This is a genomic window from Rhizobium sp. SYY.PMSO (assembly GCF_046840415.1).
GTDB lineage: Bacteria > Pseudomonadota > Alphaproteobacteria > Rhizobiales > Rhizobiaceae > Rhizobium.
This window is the reverse complement of record NZ_CP177351.1, coordinates 1,301,825-1,322,451: the sequence shown is the minus strand read 5'-3', so window position 1 is coordinate 1,322,451 and position 20,627 is coordinate 1,301,825. Positions and strand designations below refer to the sequence as shown.

Genomic DNA, 20,627 nt, shown 5'->3' with positions numbered 1-20,627 from the left:
CAATGGTGCCCTGATTTACTGCTTGGCTCGTTTCGCGCGCACATCCAGATAGACGGCTACCAGGATAACGACGCCCTTGACGATGAGTTGGTAGAAATAGGGAACGGACAGCATGTTCATGCCGTTGTTGAGGACACCGATGATGAGCGCCCCGATCAACGTGCCGACCATGGTGCCAACACCTCCCGAAAGGCTTGTACCACCAAGGACAGCCGCCGCGATAGCATCGAGTTCGTAGCTCATTCCCGCATTGGTCTGCGCTGAAAAGAGCCGGGAGGAGAGAAGGATGCCGCTGATGGCCGACATGATGCCGGAGATCATGAAGATGGTGATCTTCAGCCTGTCGACCTTGATGCCCGAATAGAGCGCGGCTTCCTTGTTGCCGCCCGTCAGATAGGCCCGGCGTCCGAACGTGGTCTTGCTGAGCAGGATGTGATTGAAGACGAACAGGACGGCCACGAACCAGATGACGATCGGAATGCCGATGAAGCTCTGGGTGCCGATCGCCGTCCAGCTCGGGTCCATGATCATCGCCGGGGCGCCATTGGTCGGAAGGCTGACGAGGCCGCGATAAATCCCCATGGTCGCGACCGTGACGATGAAGGATGGCAGCATGAGCTTTGCCGTCAGCACGCCGTTCAGCAGGCCGAGCACCGCGCCGGCAAGGAGGGTTATGACGATGGCGGGCACGAAGCCGAGGCCGAAAAGAATGCACTGCGCCCCGACCATGCCGGCAACCGCGATGATGGAGCCGATCGAAAGATCGATCTCGCCGAGCAGGATGACCCAGGTCATGCCGAATGCGGCAATGGCGATGACGGCCACCTGCTGAAGAATGTTCAGGAAGTTGGCGACCGACATGAAGCGCCCGTTGGTGAGGGAAAAGATCACGCAAAGGGCAACGAGCGACAAGAAGATGCCGCCGTACTGCTTGAGGACCCGGCTATAGGCAGCATTGGCTGCGCTGTTGTTGCTCATGATAGAAATCCCGTCGCAAAGCTCATTATTTTCTCGGGCGTCATCTGGTCCGGCGTCGCGATCGCCGTCATGCGGCCTTCGCTCATGACGACGACACGGTCGCTCATGCCGATGACCTCAGGCAGTTCGGAGGACACCAGCAGGATTGCCGTGCCTTCTGCCGCCAGCTGGCGGATGATTTTGTAGATTTCGAACTTGGCCCCGACGTCCACGCCCCGCGTCGGCTCATCGAGGATGAGAATTCGCGGCTTCGTCAGCAACCACTTCGCCAGAACGATCTTCTGCTGGTTGCCGCCCGATAGCGAGCCGGCCACGGTTTCCAGCGATGCCGTCTTGATGGCGAGGCGACCGACTTCTTCCGTGGCGGCCTGCCGTTCGCGTCGGCGCTTGAGGAAGCCGAAGCGATCGGCGAAGTCTTTCAGCGCCACCATCGAAATGTTCGTTTCGACGCTATGGGCAAGGACGAGACCTTCTTCCTTGCGGTTTTCGGTGACGAACCCGATGCGCTTGTCGATGGCTTCGACGGGCGAGCGGATGGCAATTTCCTTGCCGTCGATCGAGACGGTGCCCGCTGACGATTGCCTCATGCCGAACAGGGTGTTCATCACCTCCGATCGCCCGGAGCCGATCAGGCCGAAGAAACCCAGGATTTCTCCGCTTCGAACGTCGAAGCTGACATTCTCGAACTCGCCCGGGCGGGACAATCCCTGGACGGACAGAGCCGCCTTTTGATCCGCGGATGGTGCAGGTACATCGCGCGGCGGATAGATCTCGTTCATGTCGCGGCCGACCATCAGGGCGATCAATTCCTCGATCGTCGTCTCGGTCCTGTCGCGCGTCGTGATATAGCTGCCATCGCGCACGACCGTAATATCGTCGCTCAACCGCATGATCTCTTCCATGCGATGCGACACGTAGATGATCGCGACATCCTGGGCCTTCAGGCGTGCGATGATGTCGAAGAGAATTTCCGCCTCGTTGTCGCTGAGCGAGGATGTCGGCTCATCGAGAATGACGACCTTGGCCTTGATGCTGAGACCCTTGGCGATCTCGACCAGCTGCCGCTGCGCGATCGACAGATCGCCCACCTTGTCGGTGACGGAAACGGGTAGTTTGAGTTCGGCGACCAGTTCGGCCGCCTCGCGAATGAGCGCCTTGTCGTTGATGAAGCCGCAACGGGATGGTTCCCGTGTCGCAAGGATGTTCTCCGCGACGGTCAGGTTGTTGCACAGGCTGAGTTCCTGAAAGACGATCGTCAGGCCGGCCTTCGTCGCGTCCTGCGGCCCCGCCGGGGCATAGGGCTCGCCGGCAAGGCGGATGCTGCCCGATGTCGGCTGATAGACACCGGCAAGGATTTTCATCAGGGTCGATTTGCCCGCGCCGTTCTCTCCGAGGATCGTGTGCACGCGACCCGGCATGACGCGCAGCTGCATGCCCTTCAGTGCGGAGACGGAGCCAAAGACTTTCGTTACGTCCTTGATCTCCAGGATTGGACTGCCATTCGAGGATGCCATGCCTCACCTTTTCTTGCCTGGCTCCGGCGGCCCGCGATAAAACGCAAGCCGCCGGGAGGTGCGGTCTTTTCTGTAGAAAAGCCGTCTTGGGAGCAGATAGGATTAGTTCTTCTTCACGTACACGCCGGGCACGATGGGCTGGCTTTCCGGAACGCTTTCGCCAGCCTTGACCTTGATGGCCGTGTCGACGGCAAGCTTGCCCATCTGGTCAGGGAACTGCTGGATGACGCCGACCATGTCGGGGTCCGTGTCGACCGCCTTGATCGCTTCCGGCATGCCGTCAAAGCCGATCACCTTCACCTTGCCGCCGAGCCCGGCGGATTTCACGGCGACGGACGCAGCAAGCGCGGCATCGTCACCGAAGCCGAAAATGCCCTTGATATCGGGATTGGCCTGCAGCATGTTCTGCGCCACGGCCAGAGCCTCGGCGCGCGTGATGCCGGTCTGGATCGAGACGATCTTGATGTCGGGATGCTTTGCGATCGCATCCTTGAAGCCGTTCACGCGGTTGACCACGGACTGCACCAGCGGATAGTCGATGATGGCGACATTGCCCTTGCCGCCGAGCTGCTGCGCCATCAGTTCGCCAGCCTTGACGCCGCCGGCGTAATTATCCGTGCCGATGTAGGACGCAACCTTGGCGCCTTCGACCGGAACGTCGACGGTGATGACCTTGATGCCGGCTGCCTGGGCGCGCGCAACGGCCGCCAACGCGCCCTTGCTGTCGACGGGCGACATGATGATCACATCGACGCCCTTGACGATGAAGTCTTCGATATCGGCCAGCTGCTTGTTCAGGTCCTGGTTGGCGATCGACATTTCGACCTGAACGTTCTTGGCAGCGGCTTCATCCGTGATGGCCTTGGCAAGCGCGTTGTAGAAGGGGTGCTGCTGGGTGAGCAACGAAACGCCGATGTCTTCGGCGTGGGCCGTGACGGCTGCCAACATGACGCTGGCGGAAACAAGCAGGGACTTGGTGAAAGAAGATAGAGTCAAAGGAGCTCCTCCCTATGATGAGACCTCGAAAGCGGACGTCCGTCCTGGCACGGCCTCCCACCAGCGGACGGGATGCTTCATAAAGTCATTTCTTAACGCGCGTCAAGTTTTATTTATCCGCGCGAATTATTTTAATTCATCTTGTGCTAAGAAATTTGCGGAAAATTGACGGCGGCAGAGCGTCCGGCGACGCGTTTGCGCGCCGAACCCGGCTATGGAAGTCAAAGGGATTGAGTGAGTGGCAGGCGGCCTGCTTTCCGGGCGGAGGCGATCCGTCATTGCCTCGAAACAAGAAACGGCAATTTCAGTCCCGGGATGAAAAGGGCGGCACGCATTGTGTACGGTCCGGCCGGGTGACGCCGCCGTAAACACGGGACTTCCGGAATCGCCCTAAAAGCGCTCCATCCGCCGGCCGACCTTCAGCAGAAACTGGCCGCGGGAGGCATCGGTCGAGCGGTTCATGTCGTAGTGGGCGAGGAAGACGACCGGGGCGAAGGGCTTGATCTGTGCCCGCAACACGCGCTTGACGATCTTCTTCGGCGGATTGCCGGCGACAAAGGCGCGGAAGGGGTCGGCGCCGTAGGTCAGCACTGCGCCGAGCTTGCGGATGTGCTGCAGCTTGGAGCGGACCTTGCCGTCGACAAGCTCGAAAGAGACGCCGGGGAGCCAGACCCGGTCGAAATAGCCCTTGAGGATAGCTGGAAAGCCAAAATTCCAGACCGGGGTGACGATCACCAGCGCCTCGGTGCGCTCCAGTCGTTCGACATGGGATTTTACCGCCTCGGTATTGTCGGGATAGTCGTGATAGATGACGCGGTCGTGTCGCGACAGCACGGGATCGAAGCCTTCGGCATAGAGGTTGCAATCGTCGACCTCGTGACCGGCACGCTTCAGGCTCGCGATGGTTTGGCGGTGCAGTGCGGCTCCGTAGCTTTCCTCGACCGGGTGGGAATGAAGGACGAGAACCTTCATGACGCCTCCATCAGCGCCGCAAGGCCCGGGAAGAGGTAGTTCTTGCCGGATTTGAAATCGAAATTCGGATCGTCCCAGGCGATCATCTTGCCGGGATTGAGCAGGCCCTTCGGATCGGTTTCCTTCTTGAAGGCGAGTTGCACGGCATCCGTCTGCTTCATGCCGCCTTCCTCCAGCGTGTAGCGATGCGGATTGAAGATCGGGCAGCCGTGATCCTGATGGATCTTGATGATTTCCTCAAGCCGCGCCTCGGACGTATAACGCACGAGCGGCAGGCCGGCGCACTGGATCTCCCCGTCGAACCTGATGAATTCGAGATGGCCGGGCACTTCGTCGCCGAAGATCTCCACCATCTTCTGCACCTTGGCGACATGGTCCGGCCCCGGATACTGCACTTGCAGGTAGGTGATCGACGGATCGACCTTGAGGGCGCGCAGCGTCGTATGGTTCCAGGCGAGCTCATAGGCATGCGGGATGCCCTTCATGCTTTCCACCTTGTCAGAGCGGAAGGTGATCTCGCCTTTCTGCTGCCGCGTAAAGGCGATGAAGGGATCCATCGCGTGCGGGGCGATCATCAGCGCCACGATCGATTGCCCCGGGCGGATATAGGGCTTGTGGCGAGCAAAATATTCATACGGAATAGGGGCCGCGATCGGGGCGATTTCCTTGACCAGAATGCCGTTGCACTTGGCGAGCGCGTCGGAAAACCGCACGGCATCCATGAAATCGTCATAGCCGACAAGCACGTCCACCCACTCATAGGCCGGCGCCAGCGGCATTTCGATTTCGGTGATGATGCCGTTGGTGCCGTAGGCATGGCTGACCTTGGTCAGATCCCAGCCGGTGAGATCGAGGATGCGGGGCTCGGCTTCCATCGTCACGACGCGCAGGCGCAGGATGTTGCCGAGATCGCGCAGGCCGCCCCAGGTGATGGAACCGACGCCGCCGGAGCCGCCGGCGATGAAGCCGCCGATCGTCGCCGTCTGCGCGGTCGAGGGATGAAAGCGCAGTTCCTGGCCGGAATGGGCCTTGGTCTGGCGGTCGAGCTCGGCGATGACGATGCCGGGCTCGCAGATGACACGGCCGGGGTGGATCTCCTTGACCTTGTTCATGGCGGCGAGATTGAGCACGATACCGCCGGAGAGCGGCATGGCCTGGCCGTAATTGCCGGTGCCGGTGCCGCGCGGCGTGACGGGAACGTCATGCGCATAGGCGACCTTCAGCGTACGGATCACCTCTTCCTCTGTCTTCGGCGTGACGACGAGATCGCCCGTCACGTTTTCGAGCTGGGCTTTCAGGATCGGCGAATACCAGTAGAAGTCCCGGCTCTTCTGGCGCACGAGCGCCGGATTGTCTTCGACGGCGATACCTTCGAGTTCTTTCTTGATGCGCTGGTAATCCGGCATGTCAGGCTCCAATGACGCTGTCGAGTTCACGATAGTCCGGCAGGTTGCGGTCGATCACCTTGCCCTTGCGAAGGACGACGCGGTCGGACTGCGGACGGGAAAGGAATTCGCTCCAGCGCCGGGCGCTGAAAAGCACGAGATCGGCCGGGCTGCCGACCGCTATGCGCCCGATGTCCGGGCGGCCGAGAATGGCCGATGGCGAGGTGGTGACGACCCTTGCCGCCGTATCCAGCGGATGGTCGAGATGCAGGATGCGCACAGCTTCGCGGAACACCTCGACCGGATCGAGATCGCCATAGGCATAGAAGGGGTCGCGGGTATTGTCGGAGGCGACGGCGGTGGGAACACCGGCCGCGGCAAGCTCGTGCAGGAGGGTGACGCCGCGCCAGCGCGGCGTGCGCCCGGGATGGCGGTCCTGCAGATACATATTGCACATCGGCAGCGAGACGATGGAAATCCCGGCCCTGGCGACCAGATCGATGGTCGCGCGCGCGACATCCTCATCCTGCCGGGCAAGCGAGCAGCAATGGCCGGCCGTCACCTTGCCGGTATAGCCGTTGCGCAGCACGGCTTCGGCGATTGCCTTCAGCGTCAGGACTTCTCTGTCTTCGGTCTCGTCGACGTGCAGATCGATATCGAGGCCGTTGTCGGCGGCGGCGCGGATCAGCTTGTCTAGCTGCGCATCCAGCTCCGGGCTCATCTGGGTAACGCCGCCCATCAAGCCGCCGGCGTCGCGAACGACCGTCAGCAAATCGGCGAAAAAGGCTTCATCCGCCATGTTTTCGAGTGGAAAGAGGGCGACGGCCTGCAGCGCGATCCTGTCCTTCCAGGCATCGCGAACCGAGCTGAAGACCTCGAAGGAAATGCGGTGCTGCGGCGCCAGCGAATCGAGATGAGTGCGGATCAGGCCGGTGCCATGGGCATAGGCCGAGCGCAGAGAGAATTCCATGCGCCTGTGCACGTCGTCGGCCGACCAGTTGGCCTCGCGATCCGCGCGCACGGCATCGAGGGCGCCCATGAAGCTGCCGTCCGGATTGGCGCGGCGCTCCCATATGTGGCCCTTGTCCAGATGGGTATGCATATCGGCGAAGGTCGGCCAGACCATGCCGTCCTTCATATCGACCTTGGCATATTCGGCCGGTGCGGCGCCGGGCGCGAGGATATCGCTGACGAGGCCGTCGGCGACGACGATATCGGCTTTGACGAGACCTTCGGCGGTGGGTGCCCCAAAGCCGGTCAGCGTCACGGCGGGCACCGTGGCATTGCTCAGCACGAAGCGGGCGGCATTCGGCGGCGACATGAAGGCGTGGGACATCAGTTCTCCCGCTTGAGGCTGCTCTCATGCCAGCGATGCAGGCTCAGCCATGAGATGAAGGAGGTGAAGGCGAAGATGGCGACGCCGAGCGCCGACAGGAGCAGGAGCGCTGCAAAGAGCCGCGGCATGTTCTGGCGGTATTGCGCTTCCAGCAGGCGGAAGGCGAGGCCGGAATTGGGGCCGCCGGAGCCGGCGGCGAATTCGGCGACGACCGATGCGATCAGGGACAGACCGCCGCCGATCCTCAGCCCGGTCATGAAATAGGGCTGGGCGGCAGGCAGCTTCAGATGCAGCAATGCCTGCCAGCGCGAGGCGCCATAGAGATCGAAGAGATTGAGAAGATTGTGATCGACGCTTTTCAGGCCCTGCACCATGTTGGAAAGGATGGGGAAGAAGGCGACGAGGAAGCCGCAGATCAGCAATGCCCCCTCACGCGTGGGCGCATAGATCAGGATCAACGGCGCGATCGCCACGATCGGAGTTACTTGCAGGATGACGGCCAGCGGATAGAAGGCCAGCTCGATCCAGCGGGACTGCACCAGGAAGATGGCAAAGCCGACACCGCCGATCAGCGCAAGCACCAGCGAGATGAAGGTGATCTCCGTCGTCACCCACAGAGCTGGCCAAAGAATGCCCCAGTCGGAAACGAGCGCTTTGGCGACGGCGATCGGGCTCGGCAGGATATATTGCGGAACGCCGGTGATGACGACCAAAAGCTGCCAGAGGACAAGAAGCACGACGACGGTCAGGATCGGCACGAAGACGCCGAGCAGGCGCTCGATATTGCGCCTTCCGCCGGCGGGAGCGACACCGGCGGCTTCAACCGAAAGATCGACGGGCAGGCTGGTGCTGTCGCTCATCAATGGGCCTCCTGTCGGCCAATGGCCTCGATCAGGGAAAGGGAAACTTTTTCGCAAACCTGCCGATACTCTTCCGATGAGCGATAAAGCGGATCGCGCTCGCCGCTGGTTTCCAACGGGAAGTCGCTGTGGACGCGTCCGGGCCGCGCCTTCATGACGACGATGCGGTTGGAGAGATAGGCGGACTCATAGACGGAATGCGTAACGAAGATGACGGTGATGCCTGTCGTCTGCCAGAGGCGCAGGACGTCGTCGTTCAGCTTCTGCCGGGTGATTTCGTCGAGCGCGGCAAAAGGTTCGTCCATCAGCAGCAGCTTCGGCTTCGTCACCAGCGCGCGGGCAATCGAGACGCGCATCTTCATGCCGCCGGACAGCTCCCGTGGATAGGCATCGGCAAAGTCCTGGAGGCCGACTGTCGCCAGTGTTTCCATGATCTGTTCACGGGCCGCGGTCTTCGAAATACCCATCAGCTTCAAGGGCAGGTGGACATTGCCGAAAACCGTCTTCCAGGGAAGCAGGGTCGGCTCCTGGAAGACGAAGCTGATATCGCCTTCCGGCAAGCCCTTGGCGCTGATGCGCGAACTCGGCCAATCGATCCTGCCGCTCGAAGCGCCGCCGAGGCCGGCGATGATGCGCAAGGCCGTCGATTTGCCGCAGCCGGAAGGGCCGAGCAGGCTGATGAACTCGCCGCTCTCCACGTTGATCGACATGCCGGACAGCGCCAGCGTGCCGTTGGAAAAGACCTTGGAGACCTGCTCCATGACGACAAGCGGCCGCTTGCGCATTTCTGCGGAGGGGTCAGTGGTCGCATTGGGCAGTGTCATGTCTGGCTCTCTATCGATGTCGGCTACTGGGTTCGGAGCGAAAGTTGCCCTCTCCTGGCCCTCACCCCGCAGGCGGGGAAGGGGATGATCGCGTTTGCGGCCGCCGATGACTATCGCCATAACCTGTGGCGGCAGTTGCTGTTTCGTCGCCCGGCGGCCTTGCCCGAATGTTACTTCTTCAGGGACATTCCAACACCCTTGCAGACGAACTGCGTGTCGAAGGCTTTCTTGTAGTCGACATCGGCATCGAAGAGCTTGATCTGCACCATCTCGTCGAAGAACTTCTTGTAGTGCGCGTCGGTGATGCAGCCGATGCCCTTGTCGAGGGCATCGCCGGATTCCAGGATGCCGTGTTCTTTCATCTGGGCGATGGAAAAGGCGATCTGGCCATCCGTTATATCGGGATTGTCCTTCTTGATCAGCTCGTTGGCCGCCTTGTTGTCGCCGTAGAGATAGTTGTACCAGCCTTCGATCGAGGCGTTGACGAAGCGCTGAACGAGATCGGGGTTCTTGTCGACCAGCGCCTTCTGCGTGGTGATCATCGTCGAGTAGGGCGAGTAGCCGGCGTCGGCGATCAGGAAGACTTTCGGCTTCCAGCCGGCCTGCTTCTCGATCTCGTAGGGTTCAGAGGTGACATAGCCCTGCTGCGCGGATTGTTTGTCGGCCATGAAAGGCGCCGGGCTGAAATTGTAGGGCTTGTACTGCTCATCCTTGAAGCCCGGAAAATTGGCCTTCATCCATTCGAAATAGGTGACGTAGCCGTCCTTGCTCAGGAACAGCGTCGGCAGCTTGGCGAGATCCTCGAATTTTTCCACGCCGGCATCCGGATGGGCGATCAGCACCTGCGGATCCTTCTGGAAGATGGCGGCGATATCGACGATCGGGATGCCCTGCTTGACCGCATCGATTTCCTGCTGCGGGCTTCCCATGTAGAAATCCAGCTTGCCGGAGACCAGAAGCGCCTGGTTGGCGGCGTTGGGGCCGCCCTGGACGATGGTGACGTCAAGGCCGTATTTTTTGTAGGTTCCATCGGCAACGGCCTGGTAGAAACCGCCGTGCTCGGCCTGTGCGAGCCAGTTCGTGCCGTAGGTGACTTTGTCGAGCGCATTTGCCGGCTCGGCCGCCGCGATCGCGGCCGCCAAGCCCATGGCGGCGAGAAATGCTTTCGTCTTCAATGCATTATACATGGCTGACTGTTCCCCTTATCTGCCATGGGACGTCGTTGTCGAAGCCCATTTCCTGTATTTGAGCGATTGCGTTGCGCTTTGAAAAGCATCAAAATTCGTGCACATTGATGCCTTTTCGGCATCTGTCCCGGCTCTGTGCCTAAATTGTGCGGCCTGGATAAAAAATAAGCAATGGGAACGGGCATGCTGCACTCGAGACGACTTCTTTACATCAACGAGATTGCCCGTTGTGGCTCCATCCGCAAGGCGGCGGCGCGGCTCAACGTGGCCTCGTCGGCAATCAACAGGCAGATTCTGGCCCTGGAGGAGGAGATGGGGGCACCACTGTTCGAGCGCCTGCCCCGCGGCCTCCGGCTGACGGCGGCGGGCGAGCTCTGTATCGAGCACATCCGCGAGGTATTGAAGAATTACGAGCGGCTGGAAGGGCGCATCCGCAGTCTGAAAATGCAGCAGGCCGGCAAGATCAGGATGGTCGCGACCACCGGCCTGACGGCCGGTCCTTTGCCTGAGATCATCGCGCGCTTTCTCTCCGAACATCCAAGGGTATTTATCCAGCTGCGCAACGATGCCGGCTCGACCACCATGGCGCCGGTCGTCTCCGGCGAAGTCGATATCGGCCTCGGCTTCAATATACCGGCGACACCGGGCATCCGTTCGCTCGGCAATTTCGACATACCGATCGGCATCGTGCTGCCGCCCGGTCATCCCCTGATCGGACCGGGGCCGATCAATCTTGCCGATGTCGTGGAGGAGCGGCTGCTGCTGGCGCAGCCGGGCACGAGCCTCAGGGATGTCATCAATCTGACGCTGGCGCGCCTTTCCGTGCAGGTCGAGCCGGTGCTGGAGAGCAACGCGTCGGAAATGCTGAAGCAGCTGGTGAAATGCGGTGCGGGGCTGACGCTGCTCAATCCGCTGGATGTCATCACCGAATGCCGGCGCGGCGAGCTGGTGTTCCGGCCGATCGCCGAGCCGAACTCGCGGCATCAGCCCATGAAGCTGTTCGCCCGCGCGCGGGCGCCGCTCGATGCCGCCACCAGCCTTTTCGTCGAATACCTGCTCGCGGAGCTCGCCGGGATGGTGGAAGAATTGCAGGCGAAGGGGCACATCGTCATGCCCTCCGAACGCCGCCGCTCGGACGGCTATTTCGAATAGAGATTGGAGAGCGGGTAGTCGCGCAGGTCGCGCAGCATCTCGATGAAGCCGGCGATCTGGTGCCGGCAGATGAGCGCGCCCTTTTCCGCCGTGCCGGCAGCGGCATTGCCGACGACGCCGTTGGGATTGAGATCGTGCGCGATCCAGGCGAGCGAATGCGGCGGCAGCGGCTGCAGATATCGGGAATGCTCCCTCATCCATTCCGCCTTGGAGACGAAATTCTCGGCCTTGTCCATCCGCACCAGCTCAGGCCGGAAATGCAGCATGAGCGAGGTTTCGACATCGCCGCCATGGATGCCGAAGCGCTGCTCGTGCTCGTCGATCATGCCGTCCGGCGTGCCGAAGCGGGTCCATTGCGTCGCAACCACGGCCATTCGGTGCCGCACGCGCAGCTCGCGGGCGACAATGCCCATGATGTCGAGATTTCCGCCATGGGAATTGACGATGACCATCTTGCGGATGCCGGCCTCCGCGACCTTGGTGCCGATCGCGGTCCAGACCGGGATCAAAAGTTCGGCGCCGAGAGATAGCGTGCCGGGGCCGTAGATATGCTCGTTGGCCTTGCCGATTTCCTGGGTCGGCAAAACGAGAAAATCGAGATCGTCGGGACGCTGGGTCTTCAGTTCCGCCAGCATTCCTTGCGCGATCGCGACATCGGTGGCGATCGGCAGATGAGGGCCGTGCTGTTCCGTCGAGGCGATCGGCAGGATCGCGATCGTGGTATCGGGCGAGAGATCGGCGAAATCATAGGTATTGAGTTCGTTCCAATAGAAGGGCTTCGCCATTGCCATGTCCTCTCGCCTGCATCTTATGGCTAACGGATACGGCAAGGATGGTGGCGGTGGAAAGCATCAATTTGCGGCCGTGCCGCTGCCTTTTTGCGTACGCAGGGGATGTAAAGGCGAAAGCCGCTATTTCTTCCGGCTTGGCAACGGAACCGTCAGGCCCGCACGGTCCGTGGTCGGAATTCGCGCTGAAACGGGCGTTGCCGGAGTTCATGGTGCCAAACGTCACAAAAATCGAATGTTTTCTAAAAAAATGTGATAAAAGGGCGGGATATTCTGCAAAGGCCAGGGGAGGGGACCATGCAGTCGTTGGTTGCGCCAGTTCATACGCCGGTGCCGGTGGAGGTCCTCGAGGCGGAAATCCGCAGGGTTTGCGGCGTGTTCAGCCTGGAACCGACGCTGTCGTCGGGCATCGTCGCCGGCGATGTCGCCACCCGCCGCATGGGTCTGTTCGAGACGGCGATCGTCGGGCTCGATGCCAGCAAGCATGTCGAGCGCGGCGTCAAGGCGATCCGGCAGGACCCCGGCGAGCACTTCTTTCTCCTGATCCAGGACGCCGGGCGTTGCCGCGTCGAGCAGAATGGCCTGGTCGCCGATCTGGCACCGGGCGACATGTTCCTGGTGGATTCTGTCCGGCCTTCCCGTTTCTTCTATGGCGGCGTCCGCTCCAGCCAGGTTTCGATCCATCTTCCCCGTCAAGAGATGGTGCATCGTTTCGGCGACGCCTGCACCGGCGGCGTCTCGATCAGCCGGAGCGATCCGCTCTGGCTCGCCATGCGGGCGGTGATGACCAAGATGCTGGATGGCCCGGCGGCCCAGCCGCAGCTCGGCGAAGCGTTCCTCTGTCTCATGGGCGCCTATTTCCAGTCGGCCCGGGAGACAGGCACGCGGCGGGCGCCGGCGACCTTGCTGTCGCGCGCGCTTGCCCTGATCGACCGCCACGCTGCCGATCCAGCCTTCGGTCCGCGGGAGCTTGCCAGCCGCCTCAACGTATCCGAGCGCATGTTGCAGCGGCATTTCCGGGCGCTGGGCGAAACGCCCGGACACCGCCTTCTGAACCGCCGCCTCGATATCGCCCACAGCCGGCTTTGCGCCCGCGCCGCCGATATGGCCGGCGATGGCATCGCCGCGATCGCTTATGACGCCGGTTTCAACGATCTCTCCTATTTCTATCGCGAATTCCGCAAGAAATACGGCATGACGCCCGGCGCCGCCGCGCGCTGCCACTGACGCTTTTGTCCAACAGTCCGGACGTTTCCGTCCAAGCCCGACGCGCGTTCCCGGCTTAATCTTCTCGCAATCCCCGGCCCCTGGCCGGGTTTCAGCGGAGGAACTGGCAATGACGTTATATTCTGCAACCGTTGGCGGGATGCCGGTCACGGGCGAAGCGGATTTCGGCGTATGGAACCCGGCCACCGGCCGGGAGGCCGGGCGTGCGCCCAACATGGGAGCCGCCGGCCTCGACCGGGCGGTCGAGGCCGCGCGTGCGGCGTTTCCGGAATGGTCGGCGCGCAGCGATGGTGAACTGCAGCGCATGTGCTCTGCCGTGACCTCCCGCATCGAGGAGCATGCCGACGAGCTTGCCACCATCATCACGCTCGAGCAGGGCAAGCCGCTGAACGGTCTCGGCTCGCGCTGGGAAATGGGCGGGGCGGTCGCCTGGGCAGGCTATACGACCGGGCTTTCGCTTCCGGTCAAGGTGTTGCAGGACAATGCCGAAGGCCGCGTCGAACTGCATCGCAAGCCGGTCGGCGTCGTCGGCTCGATCACCCCATGGAACTTCCCGGTCATGATCGCGATCTGGCATATCATGCCGGCATTGCGCACCGGCAATACCGTCATCGTCAAGCCGTCGCCGCTCACCCCGCTTTCGACGCTGCGCCTTGCCGAGATCATGAACGAGGTGCTGCCGCCCGGCGTGCTGAACGTCGTGACGGGCGACGATAAAGGCTTCAATCTCGGCGCCGCCATGGCTGCCCATTCCGGCATCAACAAGATCGTCTTCACCGGTTCCATTGCCACCGGCCAGAAGGTCATGCAATCGGCCGCTTCCAACATGAAGCGGCTGACACTGGAGCTCGGCGGCAACGATGCCGGTATCGTTTTGCCGGATGCCGATCCCGAGAAGATTGCCGAAGGCCTTTTCTGGGGCGCCTTCATCAACAACGGCCAGACCTGCGCGGCGCTGAAGCGTCTCTATGTACACGAGTCGATTCATGATGCCGTCTGCGAAGCGCTGGTCGCCTATGCGCGCAACGTGCCGGTCGGCAACGGCATGGACGAGACGAGCGCGCTCGGGCCGGTGCAGAACCGCATGCAGTTCGAGAAGCTGAGCCGGCTTGTTGCCGATGCGGCAGGCCGCGGCAAGGTGCTGCTTGGGGGAGCGCCGGGCGAGGGGCTCTTCTTTCCGCCAACGATCATTTCCGGCCTGTCGAATGGCGATGCGCTGGTCGACGAGGAGCAGTTCGGCCCGGCGCTGCCCGTCATCAAATACGCTGATGTCGACGATGCCATCCGCATGGCGAACGACAGCCCGAACGGCCTCGGCGGCTCCGTCTGGTCGTCGGACATATCGGCGGCAAAGGCCGTGGCCGCGCGCATGGAATGCGGCTCGGTCTGGATCAACAAGCACGGCGCGATCCAGCCCAACGCGCCTTTCGGCGGTGTGAAGACCTCCGGTCTCGGTGTCGAGTTCGGCGAAGAAGGGCTGAAGGAATACACGGATATCCAGGTGATGTTCGCCTGATCTTGCAAGGCATTGTACAGGGAGGATGGAAATGAACATGAAGCACTATCTGGCTTCGGCCGGGCTGCTGCTGACGCTTGGTGTGTCGGCAGCGATGGCGCACCCGCTCGACGGGTTGACGGCGGACGAGTACCAGAAGATCAATCGGATCCTGCGCGAGCAGAAGGTGGTCGACGACAACACGCTCTATCCGCTGATCGAACTGAAGGAGCCGGCCAAGGCCGACGTTCTGCAATGGAAGGACGGCGACAAGCCGCTCGACCGCGAGGCGAAGGTGCAATTGACGAGTCCGCAGGGCTTCAAGGAGGCCGTCGTCAACATCACCAGGGGCACGGTCGAAAGCACGACACCGATCAAGGGTCAGCCCATGGTGCTCTTCACCGAGTTCATGGACGCCCTTCAGGGCGTGCTTGGCGATCCCCAGATGGTCGCGGGTCTCAACAAGCGCGGCCTGACGCCGGATCAGGCCTTCTGCCTGCCGTTGACGGCCGGCAACTTCTTCACCGAGGAATACCGGAATTCACGCCTGATGAAGGTGCCTTGCTACCACGTTCCGGAAGGGTCGAATTATTATGCCAAGCCGATCGAAGGCCTCTTTGCCGTCTACGATATCGGCAAGAAGAAGGTGTTGAAGGTCATCGATACCGGCGCCATCGAAGGTCCGAAGGACAATTGGGGCTATACAGAGAAGGAAGTGGCCGAGCGCGAGCCGCTGCGCCCGCAGACCAATCTTGCTACGCTCTCGCAGCAGGGCGGCCCGAACTACAAGATATCGGGCAGCCATCTCGAATGGGACATGTGGCGCTTCAATTTCCGCGTCGACAAGCGCCCGGGACTCGTTCTCTCCAATCTCGACGTGAAGGATGGCGATACCTGGCGTTCGGTGATCTATCAGTCGCATCTCTCGGAAGTCTTCGTGCCCTACATGGACCCGACCGAGGGCTGGTACTGGCGCACCTACATGGATAGCGGAGAATATGGTTTCGGCCTGTTCCTGAGCCCGCTGCGGGCCGGCCTGGACTGCCCGATCTACGCGACCTTCCTGCCGGCGACCATCGCCGACGACAAGGGCAATCCGCTGACCATCCCGAACGCCATCTGCGTCTTCGAGCGCAGCGTCGGAGATCCGGCATGGCGCCATTTCGAGGTGTTCGCCCAGACGCCGGACAAGCCGGTTCCGGCGGAAGGCAGGCCCGGCAGCGAGCTCGTCGTGCGCACCGCATCGGAAGTCGGCAATTACGCCTACCTGATCGACTACCGCCTGCAGCCCGATGGTCAGATCCGCATCATGATCGGTGCGACCGGCCTCGACGCGGTCAAGGGTGTGCAATCGACCTCTATGGACGATCCGACGGCGGCCGCAGATACCGCGCACGGCACGCTGATCGCGCCGAATCTGGTGGCCGCCAATCACGACCATTATTTCAATTTCCGTATCGATTTCGACGTCGATCAGCCGGCCAACCATTTCGGCACGATGGATATCGTTCCGGCCAAGGTCGACGCGAAGAACCCGCGCCGCTCGATGTGGACGGTCCAGCACACGATGCCGAAGACGGAAATGGAAGCGCGCTACCAGCTTTCGGCGATGAAGCCGCGCTACTTCATGATCTCCGATCCCTCGCGCAAGGGCTATCTCGGCCAGGAGCCGGGCTGGATGATCCATCACGGCGACGTGGCCTATGGTCCCTTCGACTTCGTCAAGGATCCGCCGATGAAGCGCAATGCCTATATCGAATATTCGGTATGGAACACGGTCTACGACCCGAACCAGCAATATGCCGGCGGCAAGTTCGCCATGCAAAGCGACGGCTCCGACACGCTGCCGGAGTGGGTCAAGGCCAACAAGCCACTGATGGGCAAGGATATCGTCACCTGGTTCACCGCCGGTTTCCATCATATCCCGCGCATGGAAGACTGGCCTGTCATGTCGACCGAATGGAAGACCATCCATATTGAGCCGCATAATTTCTTTGCCCATAATCCGGCATTGACGCTACGCAATTGACGACATGACGTCAGCGCCGCTCGAGCGGCGCTGACGGCTTTCCGCGATGCCTTGCGGGAGAGGCGGCGGGATCGGAGAGCGGCCTATCCACGGCCGCCTGCCCTCGCTGGCTAGCGCATTTCCGCTTTTCTTCGAATCGCCAAAACGCCCTATCCTTTTGTCTTCACGCAATTCCGGTTGGAAACCGCCGCTCATTTTTTCCGGAATTGCTCTATTCGGCCGGCATTTTGCAGTTGGCGGCGTATATGTCGCCGTGCTCCGTCAGGATCTTGCCCTCCGTCTTCAGGGCGATTTTGCCGTCAGGACCTTTTTCCGCCTTCAAGGAATACCAATCCTGGATCGGGTGCTGATTGGGGCCGAGCTTGAACGAGCCGCGCACGCTCGGGATGGCGGTGCTCAGGATGGCCTTGCGGAAATCCGCCGGATCGTCGGGAGCGGCCTTCTCCAGGCCCGCTCCCATCATCAGCGCCGCGTCATAACCCTGCGCCGCATAATATGTGATCGGGCGCTCGCCGAATTTCTTCTTCCATGCCGCCACGAACTCCTTGTTGATAGGGTTATCGAGATCGTCGTTCCAGTGGCTGGTGACCCGGACGCCCAGGGCGGCATTGCCGACCGCCCCGACGATGACCTGATCGAGAGAGGCCGGGTGCACGACCATGGGGATCTGTTTCAGCAGCCCCGACTGATCGTATTGCCGCATGAAGGCGATGCCCAGGCCACCGGGTTCGAATTCGTAGACGACATCGGGGTTGGCTGCGCGAATTTGCGCGATCTCGGGGGCAAAGTCGGTCTGGTCGAGACCGGTGTAGACCTCGCCTGCGACCGTGCCCTTATAGAAGCGTTTGAACGCCAGCATGGTTTCCTTGCCGGCCTGATAGTTCGGAGCGATCAGGAAGGCCTTTTTGTAGCCGAGAGACTGCGCAAGCGCGCCGGCGCTCTCGCCCTGGCCATCGTCCTGCCATGAGCTGACGAAGTAATTCGGATTGCAGTCCTTGCCGGCGAAGGAGGCGGAGGCCGTGTTGGCGCTTACATAGATGGCGTCGCCATCGAGGATATCTGGCACGGCGGCGAATGCGACATTGGCGAAAACGATGCCGGTAAACAGCTTTATGCCCTGGTCGGAAAGCATCTTGTCGGCAATTTGCTTGGCGTTGCCGGGCTTCATGGCGTCATCCTCGACCGCCAGCAAAACATCCTTGCCGCCGAGCTTGCCGCCGTCCTTATCGATCGCCAGCTGGAATCCGTCGCGGATATCTTGCCCGAGATAACCTGCCGGACCCGACAGCGTCGTGATCATGCCGATCTTGACCGGTTCGGCGCTGGCAACGCTTGCCGACAGCGCGAACGCCGTTGCAACCAGAATTCCCTTATAATTCATTGGAATGTTCTCCTCTCATTATGGTGTCCGCGTGCGATATCGTGCGACCGCGGCGGCGGCATTGCGGTCGCTGCTTGCAAACGGAAATCAGGTCGCTGACGCGCCGCTCTCCCCTGGCGCTTTCAGTCGGCCAAGCTTGGCGCAACGAAAAATTCCGTAAATGGAAAAATCGTCGTCTGGATATAATCGAGGGGAATATCAAAACGGCTTTGATATTTATGCCAGGGCCGCCAGTTCCCGGGATGTGCTTCTCAGCGTTTCCACCAGGACCTCGGCGGCAGGCGACAAGCGCGCATTGGCGCGAGTGGTGATCCCAATCGGTATGGCCGTGGTCCGCAGCGCGACCGGCAGGATCGCGATTGCTCCCGCCGCGGCCTCGCGGCGAGCGACGGCGGCCGGAAACACGCCGAGATAGTCGGCGTCGATCAGCAGGGCGCGGTTGGTCAACAGGGATACGGATTCGACGGCATGGGTCGGCGGCTCGAGGCCCTCCTCCAGGAAGGCGATGTCGATCTGGCGTCGAAGGCTGGTCTCCTGCGGCGGTAAAATCCATTCCCAGCCGGCCAGATCGGCCAGACGAAGCGCTCCGCGTTCGGCCAGCGGATGGCCGCGCCGCACGACGACAAGAGCAATGTCGTCCATCAGGACTTCCTGGACGACGCTCAGGCGGTCGGGAAGTTCCGACAGGCGCCCGACGACGATGTCCAGTTCGCCGGCCCTGAGGGCGGGAATGAGGACATCGTTGGTGCCTTCCACGATCTTGACGACAAGCTTGGGGCGTTCCCGCCTCAGCCGCGCGATCGCCGTGGGAAGCAGCTCGGCGGCGGCCGACAGCAGCGTGCCGATGGCAACCCTTCCACCCGTACCGTCGCGAAGGTCCGCCAGATGCTCTTCCGCATGCGCCAGCTGGGCGATAACCAGCCGGGCATGCTGCGCGAGAGTGTGGCCGAACATGGTCGGCACCACGCCGCGATTGGTGCGGTCGAACAATCGGGCCTTCATCAGCGCCTCGATCTCCTGCAGCGCCTTGGTTACGGCGGACTGCGTCATGTTGAGCCGCTTGGCGGCCCGAACAAGGTTTCCCTCCTTCTCGATCGCGACCACCATGCGAAGATGCCGGATGGTGAGGCGGCTCGTGAGAAGCTTCATTTCCTGTCCTTTCAGGCGATAGGCATGCTTCCGGTATTCCAAATTTTCATAGATAACGCCAGAGAATTCACTTGCGCACATTTCCAATCATTGGAAATTCTTTTCACCGGAGGCGTGGAGGGACTGCATTGCGTGTGCTGCGCAGGCAGGAACCCGTTCGCCGGTTGGAGGATGATCGGAATGAATGCAGGGAGCGGGGCGCCACGCCGGGCGGAAATCGCCGGAGCCGGGATTGGCGGTCTGACGGCCGCGGCGGCTCTGGCGCAGCGTGGCTGGTCGGTGGTGGTTCATGAGCGTGCCCCGAATCTACGCACCTACGGCGCGGGCATATATATCTGGAGCAACGGCCTGCGTGTATTGAAAGCCCTCGGCGCGCTGGAGCAGGCAACCGTCGGCGCTCATATCGGGCCGCAGTTCCACACGCGCGATCATAACAATACGACGATGGAGGAAATACCCATCAACGGTGCCGGCGATGCGCGGCTGGTGACTATCCTGCGCGAACAGCTGATCGGCACCCTGGTCGATACCTGCCGCAAGGCGGGGGTTGAAATCGTCACGAATTCCGAAGCCGTATCGGCCACGCCGGACGGCGAGCTGCTGCTTGCCGACGGTTCGAAGCGAGAGGCCGACCTCGTCGTCGCAGCGGACGGTATCAATTCGCGGGTGCGCGATTCGCTCGATTTGCTGATGTATCGCAAGCAACTGGGCTACGGCGCCATTCGGATGCTGATCGCGCGAGACGATGCGGATGTCCCCGCGGAAGATCGCGATCGCTACATCGAATATTTCACGGGAAGCCGGCGGATTCTCTATACGCCGGCCAGCGCCACGGACCTGTACGTGGCTTTGTGTTGTGCGGCAGACGACGAGAAGGCGCTGGCGGTGCCGGCGGATCGCGAGCTATGGGCGCAATCCTTTCCGCATCTTGCCCATCTCGTGTCGCGGTTTGGCGGCTCGGGCCGCTGGGATGCCTTCGAAGTCGTCAAGCTGAAGAGGTGGAGCAAGGGGCGCGTCGCGATTGTCGGCGATGCTGCTCATGCGATGCCTCCCTATCTCGGGCAAGGCGGCGGCTGCGCCCTGATGAACGGACTGGCATTGGCGGTCGCGGTCGACGGAGCGCTCGACGTGCCCCAGGCACTGACCGAATGGGAAGCGCGCGAACGGCCGATCACCGAGCACACGCAGGACACGGCGGAGCGTCTGGGCGATATGAACTTCTGGCCCGACGACGTGCGCTCCGAGGTCATGAAGATCACCGGCAGATGCGTCGAGCTCGGTATGGAGCGCATGAAAACCGCCCGCTACGCGCCGGCCGCCACAGAGCCGGTCTGAGCGTGAGCAGGATCAAAAC

General features: G+C 61.7%; 17 protein-coding genes. 5 read left to right on the top strand and 12 right to left on the bottom strand.

Annotated elements, in window-relative coordinates; all coding sequences use genetic code 11:
• Positions 1 to 15: 15 nt before the first annotated feature.
• The 9 genes from ACJJVH_RS32795 to ACJJVH_RS32755 form a co-directional block, all read right to left on the bottom strand.
• Positions 16 to 978, bottom strand: a complete 963-nt coding sequence (locus ACJJVH_RS32795; protein ID WP_112794743.1) for an ABC transporter permease — start codon at positions 976 to 978, stop codon at positions 16 to 18.
• Positions 975 to 2,492, bottom strand: coding sequence for a sugar ABC transporter ATP-binding protein (locus tag ACJJVH_RS32790; protein ID WP_112794744.1), 1,518 nt, complete (start codon positions 2,490 to 2,492; stop codon positions 975 to 977). The genes ACJJVH_RS32795 and ACJJVH_RS32790 overlap by 4 nt, the downstream gene beginning before the upstream one ends.
• Before the next feature lie 102 nt (positions 2,493 to 2,594).
• Positions 2,595 to 3,440 (bottom strand): substrate-binding domain-containing protein, encoded by an 846-nt coding sequence (locus tag ACJJVH_RS32785; RefSeq protein WP_412066965.1) that lies wholly within the window; start codon positions 3,438 to 3,440, stop codon positions 2,595 to 2,597.
• Between the two features lie 438 nt (positions 3,441 to 3,878).
• The gene (locus ACJJVH_RS32780) at positions 3,879 to 4,460 is read right to left on the bottom strand and encodes an NAD(P)H-dependent oxidoreductase (protein ID WP_112794746.1); all 582 of its coding nucleotides are present in this window, start codon (positions 4,458 to 4,460) and stop codon (positions 3,879 to 3,881) included.
• Complete coding sequence (locus ACJJVH_RS32775) at positions 4,457 to 5,866, bottom strand: FAD-binding oxidoreductase (RefSeq protein ID WP_113423479.1); 1,410 nt, start codon at positions 5,864 to 5,866, stop codon at positions 4,457 to 4,459. Before ACJJVH_RS32775 ends, ACJJVH_RS32780 begins: the two co-directional genes overlap by 4 nt.
• A 1-nt stretch (position 5,867) precedes the next feature.
• A complete protein-coding gene (locus ACJJVH_RS32770; RefSeq protein ID WP_113423478.1) occupies positions 5,868 to 7,181 on the bottom strand; it encodes a cytosine deaminase in 1,314 nt (437 codons plus the stop codon).
• Positions 7,181 to 8,041 carry an ABC transporter permease gene (locus tag ACJJVH_RS32765; RefSeq protein ID WP_412066528.1) on the bottom strand — a complete coding sequence of 287 codons (861 nt, stop codon included), beginning with the start codon at positions 8,039 to 8,041 and terminating at the stop codon, positions 7,181 to 7,183. Before ACJJVH_RS32765 ends, ACJJVH_RS32770 begins: the two co-directional genes overlap by 1 nt.
• The gene (locus ACJJVH_RS32760) at positions 8,041 to 8,865 is read right to left on the bottom strand and encodes an ABC transporter ATP-binding protein (RefSeq protein ID WP_112794749.1); all 825 of its coding nucleotides are present in this window, start codon (positions 8,863 to 8,865) and stop codon (positions 8,041 to 8,043) included. Before ACJJVH_RS32760 ends, ACJJVH_RS32765 begins: the two co-directional genes overlap by 1 nt.
• A 170-nt stretch (positions 8,866 to 9,035) precedes the next feature.
• A complete protein-coding gene (locus ACJJVH_RS32755; RefSeq protein ID WP_412066527.1) occupies positions 9,036 to 10,052 on the bottom strand; it encodes an ABC transporter substrate-binding protein in 1,017 nt (338 codons plus the stop codon).
• 183 nt (positions 10,053 to 10,235) lie between these two features.
• Between ACJJVH_RS32755 and ACJJVH_RS32750 the strand changes: the two genes are divergently transcribed.
• Positions 10,236 to 11,204 (top strand): LysR substrate-binding domain-containing protein, encoded by a 969-nt coding sequence (locus ACJJVH_RS32750; RefSeq protein WP_112794941.1) that lies wholly within the window; start codon positions 10,236 to 10,238, stop codon positions 11,202 to 11,204.
• On the opposite strand, the gene ACJJVH_RS32745 is transcribed toward ACJJVH_RS32750, so the two are convergent.
• A complete protein-coding gene (locus ACJJVH_RS32745) occupies positions 11,192 to 11,989 on the bottom strand; it encodes a creatininase family protein (protein ID WP_112794942.1) in 798 nt (265 codons plus the stop codon). The two genes, ACJJVH_RS32750 and ACJJVH_RS32745, sit on opposite strands and share 13 nt — an antisense overlap.
• Positions 11,990 to 12,289: 300 nt before the next feature.
• Here ACJJVH_RS32745 and ACJJVH_RS32740 point away from each other — a divergent pair, with 300 nt between their 5' ends.
• The 3 genes from ACJJVH_RS32740 to ACJJVH_RS32730 all read left to right on the top strand — a co-directional run bounded on the left by ACJJVH_RS32740 (position 12,290) and on the right by ACJJVH_RS32730 (position 16,743).
• Positions 12,290 to 13,219: a helix-turn-helix domain-containing protein gene (locus tag ACJJVH_RS32740; protein ID WP_113423477.1), complete on the top strand. Its 930-nt coding sequence runs from the start codon at positions 12,290 to 12,292 to the stop codon at positions 13,217 to 13,219.
• A gap of 109 nt (positions 13,220 to 13,328) precedes the next feature.
• On the top strand, positions 13,329 to 14,735 hold the full coding sequence (locus ACJJVH_RS32735) for an aldehyde dehydrogenase family protein (RefSeq protein ID WP_113423476.1): 1,407 nt from the start codon (positions 13,329 to 13,331) through the stop codon (positions 14,733 to 14,735).
• Between the two features lie 31 nt (positions 14,736 to 14,766).
• A complete protein-coding gene (locus ACJJVH_RS32730; protein ID WP_412066526.1) occupies positions 14,767 to 16,743 on the top strand; it encodes a tyramine oxidase in 1,977 nt (658 codons plus the stop codon).
• A 211-nt stretch (positions 16,744 to 16,954) separates the two neighbouring features.
• Here ACJJVH_RS32730 and ACJJVH_RS32725 read toward each other — a convergent pair whose 3' ends face one another.
• Both ACJJVH_RS32725 and ACJJVH_RS32720 read right to left on the bottom strand, forming a co-directional pair.
• Positions 16,955 to 18,124 carry an ABC transporter substrate-binding protein gene (locus tag ACJJVH_RS32725; protein ID WP_113423475.1) on the bottom strand — a complete coding sequence of 390 codons (1,170 nt, stop codon included), beginning with the start codon at positions 18,122 to 18,124 and terminating at the stop codon, positions 16,955 to 16,957.
• Positions 18,125 to 18,340: 216 nt separating this feature from the next.
• On the bottom strand, positions 18,341 to 19,273 hold the full coding sequence (locus ACJJVH_RS32720) for a LysR family transcriptional regulator (RefSeq protein ID WP_112794944.1): 933 nt from the start codon (positions 19,271 to 19,273) through the stop codon (positions 18,341 to 18,343).
• Positions 19,274 to 19,453: 180 nt separating this feature from the next.
• On the opposite strand from ACJJVH_RS32720, the gene ACJJVH_RS32715 reads away from it, so the two are divergent.
• Positions 19,454 to 20,608: an FAD-dependent oxidoreductase gene (locus ACJJVH_RS32715; RefSeq protein ID WP_412066525.1), complete on the top strand. Its 1,155-nt coding sequence runs from the start codon at positions 19,454 to 19,456 to the stop codon at positions 20,606 to 20,608.
• Positions 20,609 to 20,627 lie beyond the last annotated feature (19 nt).